Consider the following 22,460-nt stretch of genomic DNA (forward strand, 5'->3'; position numbering starts at 1 on the left):
AATAAAACAAGCTATTTAAGTTCCATGAACAAGAAAATTGAATAAAGTTATATGGGATGGTTATATATTAGAATCAAATTGATCAATTATTCTAATTTTTCTTACAAGCAAAAAAGCTTATACAAAAGCTAAGCTTAAAAATTTATAGAAATAGTATTTATCTTTTAAAGAGAGGTATTCAGTAGAAGGATTTTCACAAAACTATGGTAATAACAGAGCTGTTCATAAGCTAAATTTTTGTTAATGGAGCCAAATTATAATTTTAGCTCCTTGAAATTATTTTTACTAATTTATCAAAAATATCATCATAAATAGAACTTTTTCTCATTACTAAATCAATTTCTCTATAAAAATCTGCATTATCAATAGTTATATACTTAATGTTTTCTGCTTTAGTACAAGCTATTTTAGGTATTAAAGTTACTCCTTCATCAATTGAAACCATTTGTCTTAAAGTTTCTAGGCTACTACCTTTAAAATCTCTATTATTAAAATCATCTAGTTCACAAAGTTTTAATGTTTGGTCTCGAAGGCAGTGTCCTTCATCAAGTATCATTAAGTTCTCTTTGATAAGATCTTTTACACAGATACTTTTGTTTTTTGATATTGGATTATTTTTAGCTATTGCAGCATAAAATTTATCTTTTAAGACAGTTTTTCTTTTAAACTGATAGTTATCCGTTGGCGTTGCTAAAAGAGCAAAGTCAATTTTTCCTTGATCAAGCATATCTACAAGTATACTGGTTTTTTCTTCAATTATAGAAATACTTATGTTTGGTATTTCTTGCTTTATCAGAGGTAATATTTTTGGCATTAAATATGGGCATAATGTAGGAAATGCACCTACACAAATTCTTATTTTATCATTATCTAGCAATAGGTTTGAAATCCTCTCTAAGTTATTTACTTCATCAAGGATTTTATATGCTTGATTAATTATTCTTATACCAGCGTTGGTTATTAAGATTTGTTTTGATCTTCGCTCGAATATTTGTATACCAATATATTCCTCAAATTTTTTTATTTGCATACTTAGTGCCGGTTGGCTTACAAAACATCTTTCAGATGCAGTAATAAAGCTTTTAGTTTCATACACAGAGATAATATATTCTAATGTGCGAGTGTTCATATAAATAAATCTTATGGTAATAATAAGTATTATATATTTTAAATTATGTTTTATACTTATACAATATATAGTGAATTAATATATAGTGAATTTTAACAAATTAAGGAGTTAAACATGACTAAAAGAGTACCTAACATAACTTTTAAAACTAGAGTAAGAGATGAAAGTATTGGTGGTTCTAATCCATTTAGATGGCAAGATGTAACTTCAGCAGATATTTTTGCTAATAAAAAGGTGATAGTATTTTCATTACCAGGAGCATTTACTCCGACTTGCTCAACATACCAATTACCAGGATTTGAGAATAATGCTGCTAGATTTAGAGAGCTTGGTATCCAAGAGATTTATGTTTTATCTGTAAATGATAGTTTCGTTATGAATAAATGGATTCAAGCTCAAGATGTTAAAAATATCAAGCCAATTCCAGACGGAAATGGTGAATTTACTAGAGGATTAGATATGCTTGTGGATAAGTCTAACCTTGGTTTTGGTAAAAGATCATGGAGATATGCTATGATCGTAAGTAATGGTGAAATAGAAAAAATGTTTGTAGAACCAGGTAAACGTGATAATGCTGACGATGATCCTTATGGTGAATCTTCTCCAGAAAACTTACTAAAATATTTAGAGTCTAAGTAGTTGTGAAAAAAAATATTTTAATTGGAGCTACGGGGATTATTGGCTCTGCAACACATGAGAGTCTTAAATCAGCTGGGTATGATGTTATTACAGTTAGTTTTTAAGGTAAGAAAACTGAGTTTTCTGTAGATATTCAAGATCCTAAATCTATTAAAAAGTTATTTGAGAAAATAGGTAACTTTGATGCTTTAGTTGCTACTACTGGAAAAGTTGCCTTCAAGAACATTGATGATATTGAGCAACAAGACTAGGACTTAAGCTTGAGTAATAAACTCTTAGGTCAGATAAATCTTGTTCAAATTGGTGCAAACTATATTAATAAAGGTGGTTCATTTACATTAACTACTGGAATTTTAAATATTGAACCAATAGATATGGGAAGTATAGCAGCAACAGTTAATGCTGGTTTAGAAGGTTTTATCAAAGCTGCTATCTTAGAATATAGAAACTTCCGTATTAATACTGTAAGTCCTACAGTTCTTGAAGAAGCATTAGATAAATATGGACCATTCTTTGTTGGTTATAAGCCTGTGAAAGCCGAAGAAGTTGCTCAAGCATATTTAAAATCAGTTGCTGGTATAGCAAATGGTCAAGTTATAAAAGTAGGGTTCTAGTTGCTTGCTTATATTTATAAGTTATATCTTTGATATTACTATTTCAAATACTTCTTTTATTGATAAGTTTGAAGTATTTATTATCGTTGCATCATCAGCTGGTTTTAATGGAGCAGTCTTGCGATTACGGTCTTGAAAATCTCTTTTTTCAATATCTGCTAAGATTCTATTAAAATCTGGATTTAATCCTTTAGATTCTAATTCATCATATCTTCTTTTAGCAGTCACTTTTGTATCAGCATCAAGGAAAAATTTGTGTTTAGCATCAATAAACACCACTGTACCCATGTCTCGACCATCTGCGATTAATCCTTGATCAGTAGCAAAATCTCTTTGCTTATCTAATAATATTTCTCTAACAGAAGGGTAAGCAGCTATTTTTGAAGCAAACATGCCTGTTTGCTCTGTACGTATTTCTTTAGTTACATCATCATTATTAAGAAATGCTTTGACCATGTTTCCTTCAATCTTAAAGCTGATATCTAAGTTTTTTAGAGTTTGATATACTTCTGATTCATTTTCAAGGTTAGTATTATTATTGTAACAGTGAAGAGCTGCTAATCTATAAATAGCTCCACTATCAAGTAATTTATAGTTTAAATGTTTTGCTAAAGCTTTTGCTAGAGTTCCTTTCCCAACACCACTTGGTCCATCAATTGTTATAATTTTAGAGTTGTTCATTTTCAAAATCCTGCATGAATTTAACTAGTTTTCTAACATCTTCAAGAGATACTGCATTATAAAGACTTGCTCTACAGCCACCAACATTACGATGACCTTTGAGACCATAAAATTCTTTTTTATCAGCGGTGGTTAAAAACTTCTCAGTTAATTCTGTAGTTGGCAGATGAAAGATAACGTTCATATTTGAGCGGTACTCTATCTTGATATCATTTTTATATATTTTTGAGTTGTCTATAGTTGAATAAAGAAGGTTAGCTTTTTCATTATTAAACTCTTCAACTTTATTTAAATTACCATAGTTTTTAATTAAATACTTAAGTGTAAGCTCAAATGCCACCCATGAGATAACTGAAGGCGTATTATAAACTGAGTTTGATTTTTTAGTAATAAAATAGTCAAAAACTATAGGAGTTGTTGTTTTTTGTTTAATTAAGGAATCCTTAACTATGACTACAGTTAGTCCTGGTATACCTGCATTTTTTTGAGCTCCGGCATAAATTAATCCATAATCTGAAACATTTATAGGTTTTGATAAAAAGCTTGATGACATATCACATACTAATTTGGTATTGCATGATTTAGCTAGCTTTTTGATTTGGAAACCATCTACTGTTTCATTATCAGTATAATATATATAGTCATATTTGTTAGAAATAAAATTTTGAGCTATATTATTGTCATATGTAACAGTAGTTACATTTATAAATTTTTCTGCTTCCTTTGCAGCTTTTTCAGACCATTGGCCACTGCATATGTATAGAGCTTTATTATAATTATTTGATAAATTCATAGGGATAGCAGCAAATTGAGCAGTAGCTCCGGCTTGCATTAATAAAATTGAATAATTATCAGGAATATTTAATAGAGTTCTTAAATCTTTTTGTATAGTTTCATGAACTTCATCAAAAACCTTATCTCTATGAGATATTGATAATAAAGAAACTCCGGTATCTTTATAGTTAGTCATCATTTGCTGAAGAGTTTGTATAATAGAGCTAGGTACTACAGCAGGACCAGCACAAAAGTTTACTTTCATATACAGTATTTTCTTTTATTTTCTGCAATTTTAACATAATTAGCTATTTATTAGCTATTTAGAAATAAAATAATTGTTTTCAATGTAATATATTATTCATTTTATTGTTATAATCAAGTAGGGAACGTTCACATTATAGAGGGAGGGTTTATGAGACTATTACTAACCTTACTTATAATAGTAATATCAATTCCAGCATATGCTCAGTTAAAAATATATAATATCGATCCACTACATACATAAGCTCAATGGCAAATTGTACACTTTGTATTTTCAACAGTATCTGGAAAATTTTCGTATATAACAGGACAGGTTGAATTTGATCCTAACGATATTAAAAATAATTCAGTTAAATTAACTATACCTATTAAGCATCTAAGTACAGAAATATCAGAATTAGATCAGAATTTATTATCTAAGAATTTTTTTGATGTTAAAAAATATCCTATGGCAACATTTGTTAGTACTGATATTATAAATATTAATAAAAATAAAAAAGTTTTTGATTTAAAAGGTAATCTAACCTTACATGGAATTAAAAAACCAGTTGTTTTGCATGTTAAATTTAATGGTTCAGGATTAAATTATGAGAAAAAACAAACAATTGGTTTTAGTGCTACTGCTGTGTTGGACTAAACTGTCCATGTTATTCAATACCACTTTATAAAATATTTTTATTCCTTGCTTTTATGCAGCATCTAAAATACCAGAATATACTTCATCAGGAGTCATATATCCAATACTAGAATGTAGTCTTTCATTGTTGTAAATATCAATATATTCTTTGATACCTACTTTAGCCTCTTTCATAGTTATATATGATGCCGGATAAACATTTTCATATTTCAGTGTTCTCCAAAATCTCTCAATTGCAATATTATCTATAGATCTTCCTTTAGCATCCATAGATTTATTTATTTTATTATCAGATAATATTTTAATATGCTCTTTTGCTGTATATTGAGTTCCTTGATCAGAGTTAAAGATATCAGGTTTACCATATTTAAATAACGCTTCTTTTAACACACTAGTTGTTAGATGTGTATCCATAGTATTAGAAATCTTCCAAGCTAGTATTTTCTTGCTATGCCAATCTATTATGGCTGCTAAATATGCATACCCACATTCTAGTCTAATATACGTGATATCAGCACTCCATACCTTATTAGCTTTATCTATAACAACCTGATTCGTCTCATTTTTAAATACATTAAGTAAGTATGGATATTTCTTGTGTTGCTTATTAATGACAGTTGTCTTTTTTTTAGGATACAATGCCTTAATACCCATGAATTCCATAGCACTTTTGATTAGCTTCCTTCCAACTAGAAATCCTAATCTATTTAGCAACTTTACTAGCCTTCTCGTACCATAATATGGATGTTTAGTATGTATCAAATATATTGTATTTAATAGTCTAATATCATCATTACTACTAAATTTTTATATTGGTGTATAATAGTACACACTCTTAGATACAGATAATAGTTTAAGCTGATTATTTAAAGATAATTCTAGCTTAGTATCTACAGAGTTTACTCTATCATTTGATGATACCAAGCTTTTTAGCTTTCCCATTAAAAAATCCCTCTCTACTATTACCTCGCCTAGTTCTTTACTTGTTGCATCTTTATCTTTTCTAAGCTCATCTATTTCCTGCTTATACTCCTTAACAACAGAGCTTTTATCAAATGCTAAGCAAGCATTAGATAAAAATTGCTGCTTCCAATTATGCACGTTTTTAGGAAGTAAATCATACTTACTTGCTATCTCATTAACTGTCATATCGCCTTCTAGCAATTCTATAATTACTTTAGCTTTAAAATCAGCTGTATACGTTACTCTTTTTTTACTCATTTATCTATTTCCTAATTTATCTAGTTAAGTTTAACATCTAGGAATAAAAATCTTTCTAAAATCAGTAGCTTTTTCTGGGGACATTATAGACAGAGAAGAATTTGGTATTAGTAAATATTCTAATGAATTGGGGAAAATTATTAAACTTAATATTCAGCTAGAAGCTAATTTGAAAAAATAGTTTTAATTTAAAAATTAATCTAACCAATTTTTAGGTTTAATATACTCGTAAACTTTTGCTTCTTCAGAACCCTCATCTGGTTGCCAATTATACTTCCATGTTGCCATTGGCGGCATAGATGAGAGTATAGATTCAGTACGACCTCCACTTTGTAAACCAAATATAGTACCTCTATCAAATACTAGATTAAACTCAACATATCTACCTCTGCGATAAAGCTGAAAATCTTTATGTTTTTGAGAATACTTAATATTTCTTCTTTTTTCTATTATTGGTAAATAAGCATCTAGATATGAGTTTGCACAATCAGTTACAAAGTTAAAACATTCTTCAAAAGATTTATCATTTAAATCATCAAAAAATAATCCTCCAATACCTCTGCATTCATTTCTATGCTTTAAATAAAAATAGTCATCACACCATTCTTTAAATCTAAGGTAATAGCTTTTATCATGTTTATCACAAATGTCTTTAGCTGTTTGGTGCCAATGTATAGCATCTTCTTCAAATGGATAGTAAGGAGTCAAATCAAAACCACCTCCAAACCACCAAATAGGGTTATCAGTATCAGCACCTACAATAAGAAGTCTAAAGTTAGCATGAGAAGTTGGTACAAAAGGGCTACGTGGATGTATAACAAGAGAGACACCTGTTGCAATAAAAGATTTGCCAGTGAGCTCTTGTCTTTTAGCAGTGGCAGATGGTGGTAAAGCATCACCATGTACTCTAGAAAAAGCCACTACACCTTTTTCAAAAACTTCACCATTTTCAATTATCATTGAGTTACCATAACCTTTAAGTTTTTGCTCAGGAGTGTTTGGTTTTTCCCACTTATCACTTATAAACTTGGTATTGCTAGTTTCATATTTTTCTAATACAGCAGCAATATTTACTTGAAGTTGTGTTAGAAAGTTTTCAAACCTTAAAATTTTTTCTTGCATAATTTTAACCTTAAAATTAAATTCTCACTATTAACAGAAGCAAAATGTCTTTTCTAGCGAGTTGCTTTATTAACATAATTAGAATCATAACACTTACAAGTTGCTTCAATTTTGACTATTTTCAGCGGATATTATACATACTAAAATGACTCTTTAAAACATTACTGTAAAACTCTGAGAAATTCTATTTTTAACTATATAGCTGTTTTATAGTATATACTTATATAAATGTAGAATTAATGGTTATATATATTCTATAGAATTCATTCTTAGCTAGACCTTTAATTATCAGCTTTTTTTGATCTGTCAAACTTTTAACACTGATATAAGCGAATATGTAGCTCGAAATATTTCTTTAGGTCTTTATAGTGTTGATGAATATACAAGGAACAAGTTATGAATAAACAATTATATGGGGTTATATCAACTTCAAAAAATAATTATGAAAAAAGATTACCAATTAATCCCGAACTTTTATTAAAAATACCTAGAGATATTAGGAATAATCTTATATTTGAAGCTGGTTATGGAGAATCTTTTGGAATTTCTGATGAGAAAATTGCTAGTTTAACAGCAGGAATATCTTCACGTGAGGAAATATTAAAAACTATAGGAAATGTAATATTAATAACTCCGACACCAAAAGATTTGAAGGAAATTAAAGAAAATAGTACAATCTTGGGCTGGACAAATTGTGTTAAAGATAAAGAAATAACACAGCTGGCAATTGATAAAAAATTAACTCTTATTTCTTTTGAAGCAATGTTTTTAAGTAATAAAGAAGAGAAAGTAAAGCAAAATATATTTCATCAAACCAACGAATTAGCAGGGTATTGTGCTGTTTTACATGCCCTTGAGTTAAAAGGTATAGACGGTAGATATGGAGATCAAAAGAAAATATTAGTAATAGGCTTTGGGTCTGTAAGTCATGGAGCTATAAATGCTTTACAAGCTAGAGGATATAACGATATAACTGTATGTACACGTCATAGTATTGCAACCTTATCAAACGTAATTAAAGGATGTAAATATGTTACAGTGCCAGAAAATATATCTGATAGTAAGAAATTTATTGAATTACTTACTAAAGCAGAGATTGTAGTAAATGGAATTTCACAAGATTTAACAAAACCAACAATGTTTATAAAAGAAAACGATATTATTGAAATGAATCCTAAATGTCTAATTATAGATCTTGGTTGTAATAAGGCAATGGGATTCTTTTTTGCAAAACCAACAATGTTTAATGATCCTATGTTTAAAGTAGGAACTATGGATTATTATGGAGTTAATCACGCATCAAACTATCTTTGGGACAGTGCTACTCGGTCTATATCTCAGGTAATAAATAATTATCTACCTAATATTACTTTGACTAAAAAAAATAAAGCTAAAGACAAAACATTATCAGATGCTACAGATATAAAAGAGGGGTTAATAAGAAATAAAAAGATAATTTTATTCCAAAAGAGAGAAAAAAAATATCCTTATAATTATAAATCTTTATAAGTATAAATTAGATAGATTTAATATTAACAGCAGCTAGTTTGCCTCTATTTTCTTCAGTTTCAAAGCCTACTTTTTCACCTTCACGTAGAGAGCTTAAACCAGAATTTTCTACTGCACTAATATGAACAAATACGTCCTTACCGCCATCTTGAGGTTCTATGAATCCAAATCCTTTAGTTGTATTAAAAAATTTAACAGTACCTTGTCTCATTGTTTTATTTCCTTTTGTTTGTTGTTTTATATAAGTTAAATCACATTGGTCTTAGTTTTAAACTTTAACGATCACTTATAAAGGATAGAATATTGGAAATAAACTTCTGATATATTTAGTTTCGTAGTAGTTAAACAAGTTACAATATAAATAACTATTGTTAAATGATATAGTAAGAAAACACTATTTGGAAGCTTTTTTAGTGAAAATTAGGAATTTTAGTTAAATCAAAATCTTTTTCATATTTATCTATATCTTTTATGTATAAGCATAAATCTTGAAAGTCTAGGCAACTTTCTATCATTGAAGATTCTTTATTATCATTAAAATTATTGTCTGTCATATGACTAATTAAATTAATAAACTGTTCCATGATTTCGGTATTTAATATGCTCATCTCCGCCGCTTGAGCAATACTTATTTTTTTTGATTTTTTTATTTCTTTAACTAAAGTGGTTATATCACGAAAAATAATTTCTAACATTTTATTATTTTCAAAATTAATAAATTTATTCTTTGGGTCAATCATCTAAATGAATATTATTAACTAACAGAAGGACATTATACCCCTAAATAAGAGTATAATCTTAGTTATATTCATATATATATTATAATATATATCTTTAGTGACTACTTTGTATTACTATTAACCAAGTATAAATAAAATAGAGCCTCTAAAATCTTCTTTAGATACTTCATTCATTATTTTACTAATAATAATTTTTAACCTAAAAGAACTTAATAGTTCTTAATATTCTAAAACTAAGAGAGGATAATATGCCAAGAATAATAGTTGACCCTAGAAAACCTTTTGATATTAGTCTAAGAAACTTTAAAAGGGCTTGTGAGAAAGCTGGTATTAGACAAGAACTTAGAGAAAGAAAGACTTTTGTAAAACCAACAGAAAAAAGAAGAATTGCTAAAAAAGCAGCTATTGGTAGAGCTAGAAAAGAGGCAAGAAGATCTTATTCTTATTAGTTTTTGACAAAATGGTTTGTATTAATTACTATTTCTAGCTTTGTTAATCTATGGATATCTAGATAATAACTGTTTAGCTTCATTCAAGTTAATAAGTGGATATTAAACCTAAGTCAAACCATTTTTGTTTTTCATCGATAGTTTATCTTAATTGCCATGTTTTATTACCGTATTTATCAATTCTTAAGTACAGTTCTAAACTATCAATTCTTCTTTTTTATTTTAGTTTCTGTCAGCATGACCCCATAGTTTATTAATTACAATTTGGGATACCATTTACTCCAGAATTGCGCTGTACGGGACTGGAAGAAGTTATAATGTTCTTTCTCTAAAAGCTTTTTTTGCAGTATTCTGCGAATATTGTTAGAGTGAATGGGAAATAGTGGTACTCGCAACTGGATTCGAACCAGTGACCTCTACCATGTCAAGGTAGTACTCTAACCAACTGAGCTATGCGAGTAATCTGGTGATTATTATACATTACATTAGTTTTTAAAATCAATAGTTTTATAAACATCATATAAGATAATATAGAGATATTTAAAATTTATTTATTATAGTTTTTTTATCGAAACATATAGGATAATTTTTGGTGTTATTTTTAGTAAAAGTGCGACCAATAAGGTACCACAAAAATAAATCTTAGATAAAGTAATATATAGTTTTTTCACTAAGTATTATTTAAACAAAATATGCATCCAGAAATATCTCAAGAAGCTGAAGAAGATTTAAGGAAAACAAATAATTATTTAAATGAGTTAAAGTAAAAGCTTTAAGAGCAAGATTTAAGGGTAAGAAGATGTCTAGAAATAAGAAATCAAAAAATATATTCAACACTTGTAGATTAAAAAATAGACTCAGGAGTTGTAATACAACATAAGTATTTCATAATAAATATTAGATTAAATATTAATTTCTAATTACAAGTTTAATAGACTACAATAATTGTACTAAAATAATCTATATTAGATAATGGAACGTTCAAAAAAAAACGTTAGGTATTTCTCTTACTTTTGTAGCAGCTTTTTTTTGGCGAATAGGTTACTTTACAGTTCTTCTTCAAAATTCTATACCTAGCTATAATGTCCCCAGAAAAAGCTACTGATTTTAGAAAGATTTTTATTCCTAGATGTTAAACTTAACTAGATAAATTAGGAAATAGATAAATGAGTAAAAAAAGAGTAACGTATACAGCTGATTTTAAAGCTAAAGTAATTATAGAATTGCTAGAAGGCGATATGACAGTTAATGAGATAGCAAGTAAGTATGATTTACTTCCTAAAAACGTGCACAATTGGAAGCAGCAATTTTTATCTAATGCTTGCTTAGCATTTGATAAAAGCTCTGTTGTTAAGGAGTATAAGCAGGAAATAGATGAGCTTAGAAAAGATAAAGATGCAACAAGTAAAGAACTAGGCGAGGTAATAGTAGAGAGGGATTTTTAAATGGGAAAGCTAAAAAGCTTGGTATCATCAAATGATAGAGTAAACTCTGTAGATACTAAGCTAGAATTATCTTTAAATAATCAGCTTAAACTATTATCTGTATCTAAGAGTGTGTACTATTATACACCAATATCAAAATTTAGTAGTAATGATGATATTAGACTATTAAATGCAATAGATTTGATACATACTAAACATCCATATTATGGTACGAGAAGGCTAGTAAAGTTGCTAAATAGATTAGGATTTCTAGCTGGAAGGAAGCTAATCAAAAGTGCTATGGAATTCATGGGTATTAAGGCATTGTATCCTAAAAAAAAGACAACTGTCATTAATAAGCAACACAAGAAATATCCATACTTACTTAATGTATTTAAAAATGAGACGAATCAGGTTGTTATAGATAAAGCTAATAAGGTATGGAGTGCTGATATCACGTATATTAGACTAGAATGTGGGTATGCATATTTAGCAGCCATAATAGATTGGCATAGCAAGAAAATACTAGCTTGGAAGATTTCTAATACTATGGATACACATCTAACAACTAGTGTGTTAAAAGAAGCGTTATTTAAATATGGTAAACCTGATATCTTTAACTCTGATCAAGGAACTCAATATACAGCAAAAGAGCATATTAAAATATTATCTGATAATAAAATAAATAAATCTATGGATGCTAAAGGAAGATCTATAGATAATATTGCAATTGAGAGATTTTGGAGAACACTGAAATATGAAAATGTTTATCCGGCATCATATATAACTATGAAAGAGGCTAAAGTAGGTATCAAAGAATATATTGATATTTACAACAATGAAAGACTACATTCTAGTATTGGATATATGACTCCTGATGAAGTATATTCTGGTATTTTAGATGCTGCATAAAAGCAAGGAATAAAAATATTTTATAAAGTGGTATTGAATAACAGGGACAGTTTATATATATCATCCCATCTAAATTTTAAAGTTTTTGTTTAGGGACAGTGAGGCCAATTTTTCTATTGAGGTTAATTTGTTTTTGCTTTGATTCTTTATCTTGAGTTTTTGCTTGCACAGGCTCTTTTTTAGCAGTTTGCTTTTCTAAAGCCTTCTCACGTTGTTGCTTGACTAAAAGCTTCAGATTTAGCAATTTCTTTTTCAGCAAGATCTACCACGTTAGGGTTAGAGCTATACGATAGAGTTTGCCAAAGCATTAAAGCTCTATGATAGTTTTTATTTTCTTCAAAAATTATCGCTTGTTCAATAATTGCAGGCTCATAACCTCTAGATGCTGCTATTGAAAGATATTTGTTTTTTTCTTTTGATTTTTTTTTAGTTAACTTATTAGACTGATATGCTAAATAGATTTGATATATAAGCTCCGGATCAGTTGTTGATATTAGATTAGGGTTAGACTCAAGAAGCTTTGCTAAGCCTACAATAGCTTTTTTATTACCCGCCTTATATGATTTTTTGAAATACTCTATGGCTTTTTTATCATCTTTATTTACACCTTGGCCATATTTATATAAGATAGCTATTTGATAAAATGATTGTGCAGTATTAGCTTTCTTATAATATTTATAAGCATTAGAATAGTTTTTTTGTATTCCAAAACCGTACTGGTATAAGTGTCCAAGATAATAATAATCTGAAGCTGTAGCTTCATCGTCATCAGCCAGGTCTTTTAATATTTCAAAAGCAGCCTTATAGCCTTTTATATTTTTATTTTTTATGGTAGTTATAGCATTAGAGTGCTCTTGTAAAAATGCTTGATGACTATAGTCCAGATAACTATTAATTCCTATAGTACAAACAGCTATTACAGCTACTCCAATTAGAATTTTAATAATTTTTTTATTTTTTGATGCTAATGGTTTAGCTTCTTCCTTAGGTGTTTCAGGCGTATTATCTTGTTCAGACATTAATCATAATTTCTAATAAAATATTATCTTAGATTATATAACAGCTTTATATTATATTTAAGACAATTAGATCTTTTCTGTACAATAAAAGTTTAACTTTGGTAATAATTAAATTAAAGTTTAGTATAAATGTGTTATTAGTGGTGATACTTAAAAAAATAATAATTTATTTAGCTTTTTATGATAAGCACAAGCTATTTATTAAGTGGATGCTGTATTTTGATTTTCCTCATTTACAGTTATTTGTTCTTTTTCTTTTTTTATAGTTTGTGGATCTTCTAGGGATATTTTACCAAAATGCCCAGCTCGAAAGTCATGAACTATATTTTTTGCAGCTTGTTTGACATTAAAGTTAGTTTTTATCCTAGAAATATCTTCAATTATCTCTTGAGGATATTTTTTGAAGAAGTCTTTCTCATTTATAGAGGTATAACGAGCTAAGAAGTTTTTCGTATTTATTTCTTTAAGAAAATCTAATAAGTAGCACGCTGTAGCTTCATAATCCATAGCAGTATCGCGAATAGAGCCAATACTTGCAATTCTAAAAGCACTAGTTTCACTTTTTGGACTTGGAAACATAATGCCAGGAGTATCAAATATCATGAAGCTTTTACTGATATCTATGCGTTGCTGTAATTTAGTTACAGCAGGTTCGTTACCAGTTTTTGCTACTTTTCTACCAGCTAGTTTATTTATCATTGTAGATTTACCAACATTAGGTAAACCAAAAATAATTGTTCTAATTGGTTTTAATACTGTACCTCTATTAGGACATTTTTTTTGAGCAAGGTCTATAATTCTTTTGACTATATTCTTATCTTGTAAGGTATTTATTGCAATAGCACTACTATGATAGTAATTAAGCCATTCTTTGGTAGTTTTTGGATCTGCTAAATCATTCTTTGAAAGTATTTTTATAATAGGTTTATTACCAACAATTTGTTCTAAAACATGATTGCTACTAGAATCTGGGATACGAGCATCAATAATTTCAATAGCAATATCAATAGTAGGCATCTTTTTGCGAAACTCTTTAGTAGCATTATGCATGTGCCCAGGAAACCAGTGTAACATTGTAGATAAAAATAATAAATTTAGTTAATATAAAACAAGATTCTACCTATTAGAACTTTTATATGCAAAGCTATATTCTAAAAGATGCTAAAATTTATGTTGAAACAGGTTTTGAAAATAAGGATATCGTAGTAAAAAATAATATTATTAGTGATATAGTTGACCAAGCAAAAGCCACAGAGTTAAGGTTACCAGTTATTAGCTTAAATTCTGATGATTTTGTTATACCTGGATTTATTGATGTTCATATTCATGGATCAAAAGGTGCAGATGTGATGGATGGCGATATAGATGCGTTAGAAGTGATTTCAAAATCAATATATAAGCAAGGAGTCACAAGCTATCTTGCAACAACAATGACAGCTTCAAATGAGCAAATTTTAAAATCTATGAATGCAATCAAGCTATATAATACGAAACCTTATAAGGAAAGAGCAAAAGTTGTGGGAGTTCATCTGGAGGGGCCTTTTATATCGTCTGGTAAGATAGGTGCTCAAAACCCAGATTATCTTCAAGAAGCTGATGTTGATAAGTTAGCTAATTGGCATATGGCTTGTGATAATTTGATAAAGAAAATAACCATAGCTCCAGAGATCAAAAATGCTAATAAAGTAATAGAGTTTTGTAATAATAAGAATATAGTAAGCTCTATAGGACATACTAGCTGTACAATGGCACAGGCTCTTGATGCAATAGATCATGGATGTAGTCATGCAACACATTTATTTAATGCAATGAGTCCAATTGAGCATCGTAACCCGGGAGCAGCTACAGCTTTATTAATGTCAAAGAAGGTTTTAGCAGAGCTGATTGTTGATGGTATACATCTACACCCTGATATGGTTAAATTTACTTATCAGATCAAAGGTAGTGATAATATCGCTTTAATCACAGATGCAATGTCAGCTCAAAGTGCTGGAGAGGGTATCTTTGATCTTGGTGGACAAAAAGTGATAGTTAAAAATGGTCAAGCAAGATTAGAAAATGGTGTGCTTGCAGGCAGTGTTTTGACGATAAATAAGGCATTAGAAAATGTTATGAAATTTACAAGATGTAGTTTGCATGATGCAGTTAAGATGAGTAGCACAAATCAAGCAAAATCTTTAGAGCTAAAGAAAGGTCAGATTAAAGCTGGTTTTGATGCGGAGTTCGTTGTTTTAGATAAGAACTATCAAGTTAAACAAGTTATTGGTTAAAAAATGAATTTTTTAGTACTAGATACATCAAGTAGATATTGTTCTGTTGTATTATCAGTAGCAGGCAAAGTTTATAATGATACGAGAGAAATACCTCGCCAACATAATAAGTATCTTTTAAAAATGGTAAGAAGTGTCTTTGAAAAGGCAGATGTTGATAAAAAAGCTTTGGATTTTATTGCTTATGGTATTGGGCCGGGCAGCTTTGTTGGAGTTAGGCTTGCAGCAGCTGTTTGTCAAGGTTTTGCAGTTGGTTTAGATATTCCTATTATTGGTTTTTCAAGTATGTTTGCTATTGCAAAAAGTACAGAGATTAATTCAGAAAACATAGCAGTCATTCTTGATGCTAGAATGGGAGATTTCTATTTAGGATTATATAATGTAAATAAAGATGAAATAGTTTCTGAAGATGTTTATAAACTAGAAGATTATTCGAAGAGCCTTTACTTAGGATACAGCCTTGTTGGAGACTGTATTTATGAATTAAATGTAGAAAATTATGATTTTAAATTAGATGTTGGTAATGTTGTTGATTACGTGTTTAGATTATATGTTGAACAAAGATCTCAAGTAAAATTGACACAAGAAGTATTTCCGGTATATCTAAGAGGAACATCACATTGGAAAACTAAGGAGTAGTTATGTGTAGATGGATTATGTATCATGGTGATAAAATAAAAATGAGTGATCTTTTAGTAGATCCAGAAAATTCCTTAATGCATCAGAGTATACACTCATCTGAAGGCGCTGTTCCTGTTAATGGTGATGGCTTTGGAATTAGTTGGTATACAAGCCTATATAAAGAGCCAGGTATATATAGAGATCCATTACCAGCATGGAATAATCAAAATTTAATATCCCTAGCAAAACATATAAAAAGTAAAAATTTTATGGCTCATGTTAGAGCTAGTACTATTGCACCAACATCTAGCCTAAATTGCCACTCATTTAGGTTTGAAAGAAATATGTTTGTACATAATGGGGCAATAGGTGATTTTGATGATATTCGCCAAGAAATCGAACAGTTAATCAAACCTTCATATTTTAAATCTAGATTTGGATCTACAGATTCAGAAGCCTTATTTTTATTGGCATTATCAAATGGTTTAGAGAATAATCCAAAGACAGCAATATCTAAATCTATTGATCAGGTTCTAAAAATACAAGCTAAAAATGGTTTAAAAGAAAAAGTTAAAGCGAGCATTGCATACTCAAATGGTGAAACTTCTTATTCGCTGAAGATCTCTACCATTGGTGATAAACCATCGCTATACTACATAAATTATAATGATATCATAGAAACTCTTGCTGTGAAGACAAAGCTTAAGAAAAGGAATGGTTTTGTGGTATTATCAGAGCCTTTAGTGAACTCTGATTTATATACCTATGTAGATAATTACACTTGTATTGAAATTAAAGAAAATAAATTTAAAGTAGAAAAATTATAGGGAACAAAGATGGCATCGCTAAATAATAAAATTCAGAATGTTTCAACTTCACCAACTAATGCAATGGCAGCATTAGCAAAACAGATTAAGGATGATGGTAATGATGTGGTATCACTCGCTATTGGGGAACCTGGCTTTAACACTCCTGATATTGTTAAACAAGCAGGTATTGAAGCTATAAATAAGAATATTACAAAATATACTAATGTCGATGGTTTAAAAGAGTTAAGAGAAGCAATAGTTGCACGCTACAAAAGAGAGTATGGTGTCAATTTTGCTGCAGATCAAGTATGTGTAACATCTGGTGCTAAGCATAGTTTGCATAATATTTTTAACTGTATTCTAGAAAAAGATGATGAAGCTATCTTTTTTGCTCCATATTGGGTTTCCTATCCTGATATGATTGCCTTAACAGGAGCTAAATCTATAGTTATTGAAACTGAATTTAAAAATGACTTTGAAATAAATGTTAAGGATTTAGAAAAGCATATTACAGATAAAACTAAAGCTGTAATCATTAATTCGCCAAATAATCCAACTGGTTTAATTTATTCAAAAAAATGTATTGAAGATTTAGCAAACTTACTAAGAAAATATCCAAACATTTGGATTATTGGAGATGATATATATGATCAATTGTTTTTTAAAGAGAGAGTTACATTAATTACAGAGGTAGCTCCAGATTTAGCAAATAGATATGTGATTGCTAGTGGCGTGTCAAAAAACTTTGCTATGACAGGATGGAGAGTTGGTTTTACAATTGCCCCAAAGCTTTTAAACGATGCTATGAAAAAATTTCAGTCACAATCTGCTACTTGTGCTTGTTCTATTTCTCAATATGCAGCAATTACAGCCTTAAATATGCCAGCAGAAGACCTACTTTACTTTGCTCAGTCATATAATAAGAAAGAGCAGTTTGTCACAAAATGTTTAAAAAATATGCCTCATGTAGATGTTAAAAGTGCTAACGGTACTTTTTATTTGTTTCCGGATTTACGTAAGTTAATTAAGCATACAGATTTTAAAGATGATGTTGATCTTTGTAATGCCTTGTTAAAAGAAGAATATGTTGCCATGATGCCAGGTACTGCATTTGGTTTAGCAGGTTTTGCTAGGATTAGTTGTGCAAATGAGATGTCTGAGCTTGAAAAGGCTATGTATAGATTAGCTAAGTTTATTAATAGATATGTTTCTAAGTAGAATATTATCTTTATTTATTTTATAAATTGATATTTTATATTTGAACTATACTTCTAAAATATATTCATTTTTTATATAAATATTTTCGACACGCTAGATATTTGCTGTTAAAATCGTATATTATTTGTTTTCTAAAATTTTTATATGAAAAAATGTGGTTATATTTCAATAATTGGTAGGCCCAATGTAGGTAAGTCTACTTTATTAAATAATATCCTTAAGTATAAGGTTAGTATTACTTCTCGTAAGCCTCAAACCACAAGACATAAAATTACAGGTGTAAGAACTATTGGAGATACTCAATTTATATATGTAGATACTCCAGGTATTCATACTAAAGAGCCAAAAGCTATAAATAAATTTATGAATAAAGCCGCAACAACTATGGTAAAAGACGTTGATGTTATTTTATTTGTAGTGGAAATGGGGAAGTGGACTGAGCTTGAAGATAATATTGTTGAAAAGTTAAAATACTCAGAGATACCTATATTTTTGGTAGTTAATAAAGTTGATAAGAAAAAGTCTTTGGAAGCATCAATGTTTATTGAGTCTATTAAAGAAAAGTTAAGTTTTTATGATGTTATTTATGTGTCAGCTAAGCAAGGTCACAATGTCAATGAATTAGAATCAAGAATAGAAAAACTATTGCCTGAGTCAGAATATTTCTTTTATGAAGATGATCAAGTAACAGATAGAAGTATCAAATTTCTAGTTTCAGAAGTTATTCGTGAAAAAATTATGCGTACAATAGGTAATGAAGTACCGTATCAAATAGCTGTTGAGATAGATAGCTATAAAGTTGATCATGAGAAAAGCATAGTTGATATATATGCAAGTATACTAGTTGAACGTGATAGCCAAAAAGGTATTGTTATTGGAGCAAAAGGATCTAAACTTAAAAAAATTGGTATGGATTCGCGTATAGATATTGAACGCTTAGTAGATATGAAAGTAAATCTAAAAACTCACGTGAAAGTTAAAAGTGGTTGGTCTGATGATGATAGGGCTTTAAGATCACTTGGCTATGATCTTATGTAATTAATATGCGAGAACTTGTTATCAATAAATCGCGTAAATATCGTACTATATTTTATGGTTGTTTAATATTTTCAACCAGTTGTATTGTTATAGTATATTTTAATGATAGTAATATTAAATATTTAGGATTTTTATTAATTTTTGTATCAATATTCTTTGAGTTTAAGGATAATAAATCATTTATAGATATTATGGTTTTACCAGAATATAATGATAATTCTTTGAAATTTATTATTAACGGTCAGTTAAGTGATTTTTGGTTGGTTAAAAAGCATATGGTTATAAACAGTTGGATATATTTATATGCTATTCAGCAAGGTTCAAATAAAAAGTTAAAGGTATGGTTACATAGGTCTAACTTTAATAATCAAAATAATATCAGAGATTTAGCGAGATATCTTTTATTTAGTCAAAATAATTAATCTTTGTTATGGTATTGTACATATATAAAATACTTTAAAATTAAGTGTTTGTTTAAAGTATTTTTGAATTAGTTTACTGTAAAAAATTATAGATAGTAGCTAGCTATTATCAAAATTTAGCCCGTTAGAATTATCAATAAAGACATAAAGGTAAATCCTATATTTTCAAGTATTTTATGTATATACTCTCAATTAGGATATTTTCTAAATATGTTTTTAATGCTGCAAGAATTTAAATCTAAAGTTAGTGATTTTTTAGGTGATAATCAAATAGTTGAGAATAAACTTTTAAGATATGCATATTCAACAGATGCTAGTCTTTATAGAATGGTTCCTAAACTTGTTTTAATTGTTAAGAAGGAACATGAAGTTATTCAGATTATAAACTTAGCTAGTCAATACGATATCAAACTTACCTTTAGAACAGCAGGTACTAGTCTTTCAGGTCAAGCTGTAACTGATGAGGTTTTGGTGGTTTTGGCACCTGATTCATGGCTAGATTATCAGATTTTAAATAATGGTGAAAAAATAAAATTACAGCCGAGTATAATTGGAGCAGAGGCAAATAAGTATCTTAAAATATATGATCGAAAAATAGGCCCAGATCCAGGATCAATTAATACTGCTAAAATTGGTGGTATTATAGCAAATAATTCAAGTGGTATGTGCTGCGGCACTGCAAAAAATTCGTATGCCACATTAAGTTCTATGCGAGTAGTTTTTGCAGATGGAGTCGTTCTTGATACAGCCGATAAAACGAGTATTATAAACTTTAAAGAAAATAGAAAGTATTTTGTAAATTTAATTTTAAATATTCAACAACAAATAAAAGGTAATTTAGAATTAATTGAGTCTATAACAAAAAAATTTGCTATAAAAAATACTAGTGGTTATAGCTTAAATGCTTTTCTAGACTTTGATGATCCTATAAAGATTATTGAGCGACTTATAATTGGCTCTGAAGGAACCTTGGGGTTTGTTAGTAGTGTTACTTTAAATACTGTTCCTGAATATAAGCAAAAAGCGTTAAATCTTATTTATGGACAACTTGATGAGCTTATAAATTTAACAATAAAGATTGCTCCACTTAACCCTTCATCTGTTGAGCTTTTGGATTATTTATCATTAAAATCAGTTTCAGATGTTGCAGATTTACAGCCGTTTCTGATTTCTCTAGATGATAAAAATATAGCAGCAATTATGGTTGAGTTTGCTGAGGAAGATTATCAAACTTTAGAATTAAAGTTAGCTAAAGTAAATGGCTATATAAAACAAACAGATATTGTTCATCAAGTAGGTTTTAGGAAAGATGAAAATGAAATACAAACTTTATGGAAAGCTAGAAATGGTGTATTACCAACAATAGCTGGGCAAAGACCAAAAGGTAGTAGTGTTTTAATTGAAGATATAGCTGTAAATATTCCAGATCTTGTGAATCTTATTAAAGATGTAAAAAAAATATTTGTGAAATATAATTACTTAAATGCAGCTATTTTTGGTCATGTTTTAGCAGGTAATATTCATTTTGTTCTTACTCCAAATTTCAATAATAAAAATGAAGTTTTAGAGTATGATGAATTTATGCATGAACTAACAAGTTTAGTTGCTAAAAAGTATAATGGTTCTTTGAAAGCAGAACATGGTAGCGGCAGAAACATTTCTCCATTTGCAATAGTTGAGTGGGGTGAGAAATGCTTGGATATTATGTGGCAAATTAAAAGCTTATTTGATCCGAAAAACATTTTAAATCCTGATGTTAAATTAACAAAAAATAAAAACTTACACACGAAGAATCTTAAAAAATTAAATAGTGTTGATAGTCAGATAGATAAGTGTATGGAGTGTGGTTTTTGTGAACCGGTGTGTCCATCGAGAAACTTAACTTTGACACCTAGGCAAAGAAATACCGTAGCAAGAAAAATAGAAACATTAGAGAGAGAGCAAAAAGAGCAATGGCTTAAAGATTATCAATATTATGGTATCCAGACTTGTGCAACAACTAGTCTTTGTAAAACTTGTTGTCCTGTAGATATAGATACGGGTACTTTCATTCTTGGTAAAAAAAAGCATAATGATAAAATATTAGATCATGCTAGGCAAATAAATGTTGCAAAACAAAAAGTTAAGTTAGGTAATCTAGCAGGCAATATTTTTGGTAAGAAAAATCTACAAAGACTAACAGAAAGTCTTCATGGTAAGTTTAAATCTATACCTATATATTTAGAAACTATGCCTGAAGCCCAGAAGTCTAAATTTACTGACTCTCAATCTTTGAGTAATGAAAAAGTGTTACTTTTACCATCATGTCCAAATAGAATTTTTGCGGGAGATAATAATTATGAAAAATATCCAAGTCAAATACTTTTAGAGAATCTTGGTTTTGATGTTAGCTATCCTAATGAAATAAACAAACTGTGTTGCGGACAAATGTATCATTCTCAAGTAAATCATAAGCAGCAACAAGCATCACAAGAATTTTTAAAAAATAGTATAGATTTTGATTGTTATGATTATGTTGTGACCGATAATAGCTCTTGTGCAAATTTTGTTAAAGATCATGATGTTAAAATATTAAATATTCATGATTTAATATTAGATAATTTAAAAAAATTAGATTTAGAGAGAAAATTCAAAAAAATTGCTTTACATATAGATTGTTCAACTAAAAAGCAAAACATAGATAACAAATATGTTGATGCTTTAAATAAATGTTGTGATGAGATTATAATTCCTGAAAGAATATATTGTTGTGGTTTTGCTGGAGATAAAGGTTTTACAACTCCTGAATTAAATAAAGCTAGTTTAAATTCACTAAAGGATCAAGTAGATGGTTGTGAAATAGGAGTTAGTTTTAATAAAAGCTGTCAAATAGGGCTATCTTATTATGGAGCAATAAAATATACATCTTTTATAGAGTTGCTTTTAGAATGTTCAAATTAAATGGTAGG

The 22,460-nt window shown here is 28.9% G+C and carries 23 protein-coding genes, 1 tRNA gene and 1 pseudogene; 14 read left to right on the top strand and 11 right to left on the bottom strand.

The window, feature by feature from the left end; translation table 11 throughout:
• Positions 1–262: 262 nt before the first annotated feature.
• Positions 263–1,129, bottom strand: coding sequence for an oxidative stress transcriptional regulator OxyR (gene oxyR, locus CDV26_RS04885; RefSeq protein ID WP_088772333.1), 867 nt, complete (start codon positions 1,127–1,129; stop codon positions 263–265).
• 114 nt (positions 1,130–1,243) lie between these two features.
• On the opposite strand from oxyR, the gene CDV26_RS04890 reads away from it, so the two are divergent.
• Both CDV26_RS04890 and CDV26_RS04895 read left to right on the top strand, forming a co-directional pair.
• A complete protein-coding gene (locus CDV26_RS04890; RefSeq protein WP_088772334.1) occupies positions 1,244–1,768 on the top strand; it encodes a peroxiredoxin in 525 nt (174 codons plus the stop codon).
• A 2-nt stretch (positions 1,769–1,770) separates the two neighbouring features.
• Positions 1,771–2,382, top strand: a pseudogene (locus CDV26_RS04895) (short chain dehydrogenase).
• 21 nt (positions 2,383–2,403) lie between these two features.
• Here CDV26_RS04895 and cmk read toward each other — a convergent pair.
• Together cmk and serC are read right to left on the bottom strand one after the other, a co-directional pair.
• Positions 2,404–3,063, bottom strand: a complete 660-nt coding sequence (gene cmk / locus CDV26_RS04900; protein ID WP_088772335.1) for a (d)CMP kinase — start codon at positions 3,061–3,063, stop codon at positions 2,404–2,406.
• Positions 3,050–4,102: a 3-phosphoserine/phosphohydroxythreonine transaminase gene (serC, locus tag CDV26_RS04905; RefSeq protein ID WP_088772336.1), complete on the bottom strand. Its 1,053-nt coding sequence runs from the start codon at positions 4,100–4,102 to the stop codon at positions 3,050–3,052. Before serC ends, cmk begins: the two co-directional genes overlap by 14 nt.
• Positions 4,103–4,402: 300 nt before the next feature.
• Here serC and CDV26_RS04910 point away from each other — a divergent pair, with 300 nt between their 5' ends.
• Entirely contained in the window at positions 4,403–4,738 is a 336-nt protein-coding gene (locus CDV26_RS04910) for a YceI family protein (protein ID WP_245806553.1), read from the top strand.
• Between the two features lie 51 nt (positions 4,739–4,789).
• Here CDV26_RS04910 and CDV26_RS12050 read toward each other — a convergent pair whose 3' ends face one another.
• The 3 genes from CDV26_RS12050 to hemF all read right to left on the bottom strand — a co-directional run bounded on the left by CDV26_RS12050 (position 4,790) and on the right by hemF (position 7,081).
• Positions 4,790–5,500, bottom strand: a complete 711-nt coding sequence (locus CDV26_RS12050; protein WP_157671470.1) for an IS3 family transposase — start codon at positions 5,498–5,500, stop codon at positions 4,790–4,792.
• Between the two features lie 45 nt (positions 5,501–5,545).
• The gene (locus tag CDV26_RS12055; RefSeq protein WP_157671472.1) at positions 5,546–5,959 is read right to left on the bottom strand and encodes a transposase; all 414 of its coding nucleotides are present in this window, start codon (positions 5,957–5,959) and stop codon (positions 5,546–5,548) included.
• Positions 5,960–6,154: 195 nt separating this feature from the next.
• Positions 6,155–7,081 (bottom strand): oxygen-dependent coproporphyrinogen oxidase, encoded by a 927-nt coding sequence (gene hemF / locus CDV26_RS04920; protein WP_088772338.1) that lies wholly within the window; start codon positions 7,079–7,081, stop codon positions 6,155–6,157.
• 396 nt (positions 7,082–7,477) lie between these two features.
• On the opposite strand from hemF, the gene CDV26_RS04925 reads away from it, so the two are divergent.
• On the top strand, positions 7,478–8,590 hold the full coding sequence (locus CDV26_RS04925) for a Rossmann-fold NAD(P)-binding domain-containing protein (protein WP_088772339.1): 1,113 nt from the start codon (positions 7,478–7,480) through the stop codon (positions 8,588–8,590).
• A gap of 7 nt (positions 8,591–8,597) precedes the next feature.
• Here the strand turns inward: CDV26_RS04925 and CDV26_RS04930 are convergent, their stop codons facing one another.
• The gene (locus CDV26_RS04930; protein WP_088772340.1) at positions 8,598–8,801 is read right to left on the bottom strand and encodes a cold-shock protein; all 204 of its coding nucleotides are present in this window, start codon (positions 8,799–8,801) and stop codon (positions 8,598–8,600) included.
• 199 nt (positions 8,802–9,000) lie between these two features.
• Positions 9,001–9,330 carry a hypothetical protein gene (locus CDV26_RS04935; protein ID WP_088772341.1) on the bottom strand — a complete coding sequence of 110 codons (330 nt, stop codon included), beginning with the start codon at positions 9,328–9,330 and terminating at the stop codon, positions 9,001–9,003.
• A gap of 248 nt (positions 9,331–9,578) precedes the next feature.
• Here CDV26_RS04935 and rpsU point away from each other — a divergent pair, with 248 nt between their 5' ends.
• Positions 9,579–9,779 carry a 30S ribosomal protein S21 gene (gene rpsU / locus CDV26_RS04940; protein ID WP_088772342.1) on the top strand — a complete coding sequence of 67 codons (201 nt, stop codon included), beginning with the start codon at positions 9,579–9,581 and terminating at the stop codon, positions 9,777–9,779.
• A gap of 383 nt (positions 9,780–10,162) precedes the next feature.
• Here the strand turns inward: rpsU and CDV26_RS04945 are convergent.
• A tRNA-Val gene (locus tag CDV26_RS04945) sits at positions 10,163–10,239 on the bottom strand.
• A 706-nt stretch (positions 10,240–10,945) separates the two neighbouring features.
• On the opposite strand from CDV26_RS04945, the gene CDV26_RS12990 reads away from it, so the two are divergent.
• Both CDV26_RS12990 and CDV26_RS04955 read left to right on the top strand, forming a co-directional pair.
• Complete coding sequence (locus CDV26_RS12990; protein WP_245806465.1) at positions 10,946–11,224, top strand: transposase; 279 nt, start codon at positions 10,946–10,948, stop codon at positions 11,222–11,224.
• On the top strand, positions 11,225–12,115 hold the full coding sequence (locus tag CDV26_RS04955) for an IS3 family transposase (RefSeq protein ID WP_088771565.1): 891 nt from the start codon (positions 11,225–11,227) through the stop codon (positions 12,113–12,115). It begins immediately after the preceding gene.
• Positions 12,116–12,321: 206 nt separating this feature from the next.
• On the opposite strand, the gene CDV26_RS04960 is transcribed toward CDV26_RS04955, so the two are convergent.
• On the bottom strand, positions 12,322–13,134 hold the full coding sequence (locus tag CDV26_RS04960; protein ID WP_088772343.1) for a tetratricopeptide repeat protein: 813 nt from the start codon (positions 13,132–13,134) through the stop codon (positions 12,322–12,324).
• 201 nt (positions 13,135–13,335) lie between these two features.
• The gene (gene ylqF / locus CDV26_RS04965) at positions 13,336–14,208 is read right to left on the bottom strand and encodes a ribosome biogenesis GTPase YlqF (protein WP_088772344.1); all 873 of its coding nucleotides are present in this window, start codon (positions 14,206–14,208) and stop codon (positions 13,336–13,338) included.
• A gap of 62 nt (positions 14,209–14,270) precedes the next feature.
• On the opposite strand from ylqF, the gene nagA reads away from it, so the two are divergent.
• The 7 genes from nagA (at position 14,271) to CDV26_RS05000 (ending at position 22,452) form a co-directional block, all read left to right on the top strand.
• The gene (gene nagA, locus CDV26_RS04970; RefSeq protein WP_088772345.1) at positions 14,271–15,404 is read left to right on the top strand and encodes an N-acetylglucosamine-6-phosphate deacetylase; all 1,134 of its coding nucleotides are present in this window, start codon (positions 14,271–14,273) and stop codon (positions 15,402–15,404) included.
• 3 nt (positions 15,405–15,407) lie between these two features.
• Positions 15,408–16,043 (top strand): tRNA (adenosine(37)-N6)-threonylcarbamoyltransferase complex dimerization subunit type 1 TsaB, encoded by a 636-nt coding sequence (tsaB, locus tag CDV26_RS04975; protein WP_088772346.1) that lies wholly within the window; start codon positions 15,408–15,410, stop codon positions 16,041–16,043.
• A 2-nt stretch (positions 16,044–16,045) separates the two neighbouring features.
• Positions 16,046–16,852 (top strand): class II glutamine amidotransferase, encoded by an 807-nt coding sequence (locus tag CDV26_RS04980; protein WP_088772347.1) that lies wholly within the window; start codon positions 16,046–16,048, stop codon positions 16,850–16,852.
• A gap of 9 nt (positions 16,853–16,861) precedes the next feature.
• Positions 16,862–18,052: a pyridoxal phosphate-dependent aminotransferase gene (locus tag CDV26_RS04985; RefSeq protein WP_088772348.1), complete on the top strand. Its 1,191-nt coding sequence runs from the start codon at positions 16,862–16,864 to the stop codon at positions 18,050–18,052.
• 144 nt (positions 18,053–18,196) lie between these two features.
• Positions 18,197–19,090, top strand: coding sequence for a GTPase Era (gene era / locus CDV26_RS04990; protein WP_088772349.1), 894 nt, complete (start codon positions 18,197–18,199; stop codon positions 19,088–19,090).
• A gap of 5 nt (positions 19,091–19,095) precedes the next feature.
• Positions 19,096–19,512 carry a hypothetical protein gene (locus CDV26_RS04995; RefSeq protein ID WP_088772350.1) on the top strand — a complete coding sequence of 139 codons (417 nt, stop codon included), beginning with the start codon at positions 19,096–19,098 and terminating at the stop codon, positions 19,510–19,512.
• A gap of 219 nt (positions 19,513–19,731) precedes the next feature.
• Positions 19,732–22,452, top strand: coding sequence for an FAD-binding and (Fe-S)-binding domain-containing protein (locus tag CDV26_RS05000; protein WP_088773453.1), 2,721 nt, complete (start codon positions 19,732–19,734; stop codon positions 22,450–22,452).
• Positions 22,453–22,460: the final 8 nt, after the last annotated feature.

Source organism: Francisella halioticida (assembly GCF_002211785.1).
In the GTDB taxonomy this organism is placed as follows: Bacteria; Pseudomonadota; Gammaproteobacteria; order Francisellales; family Francisellaceae; genus Francisella; species Francisella halioticida.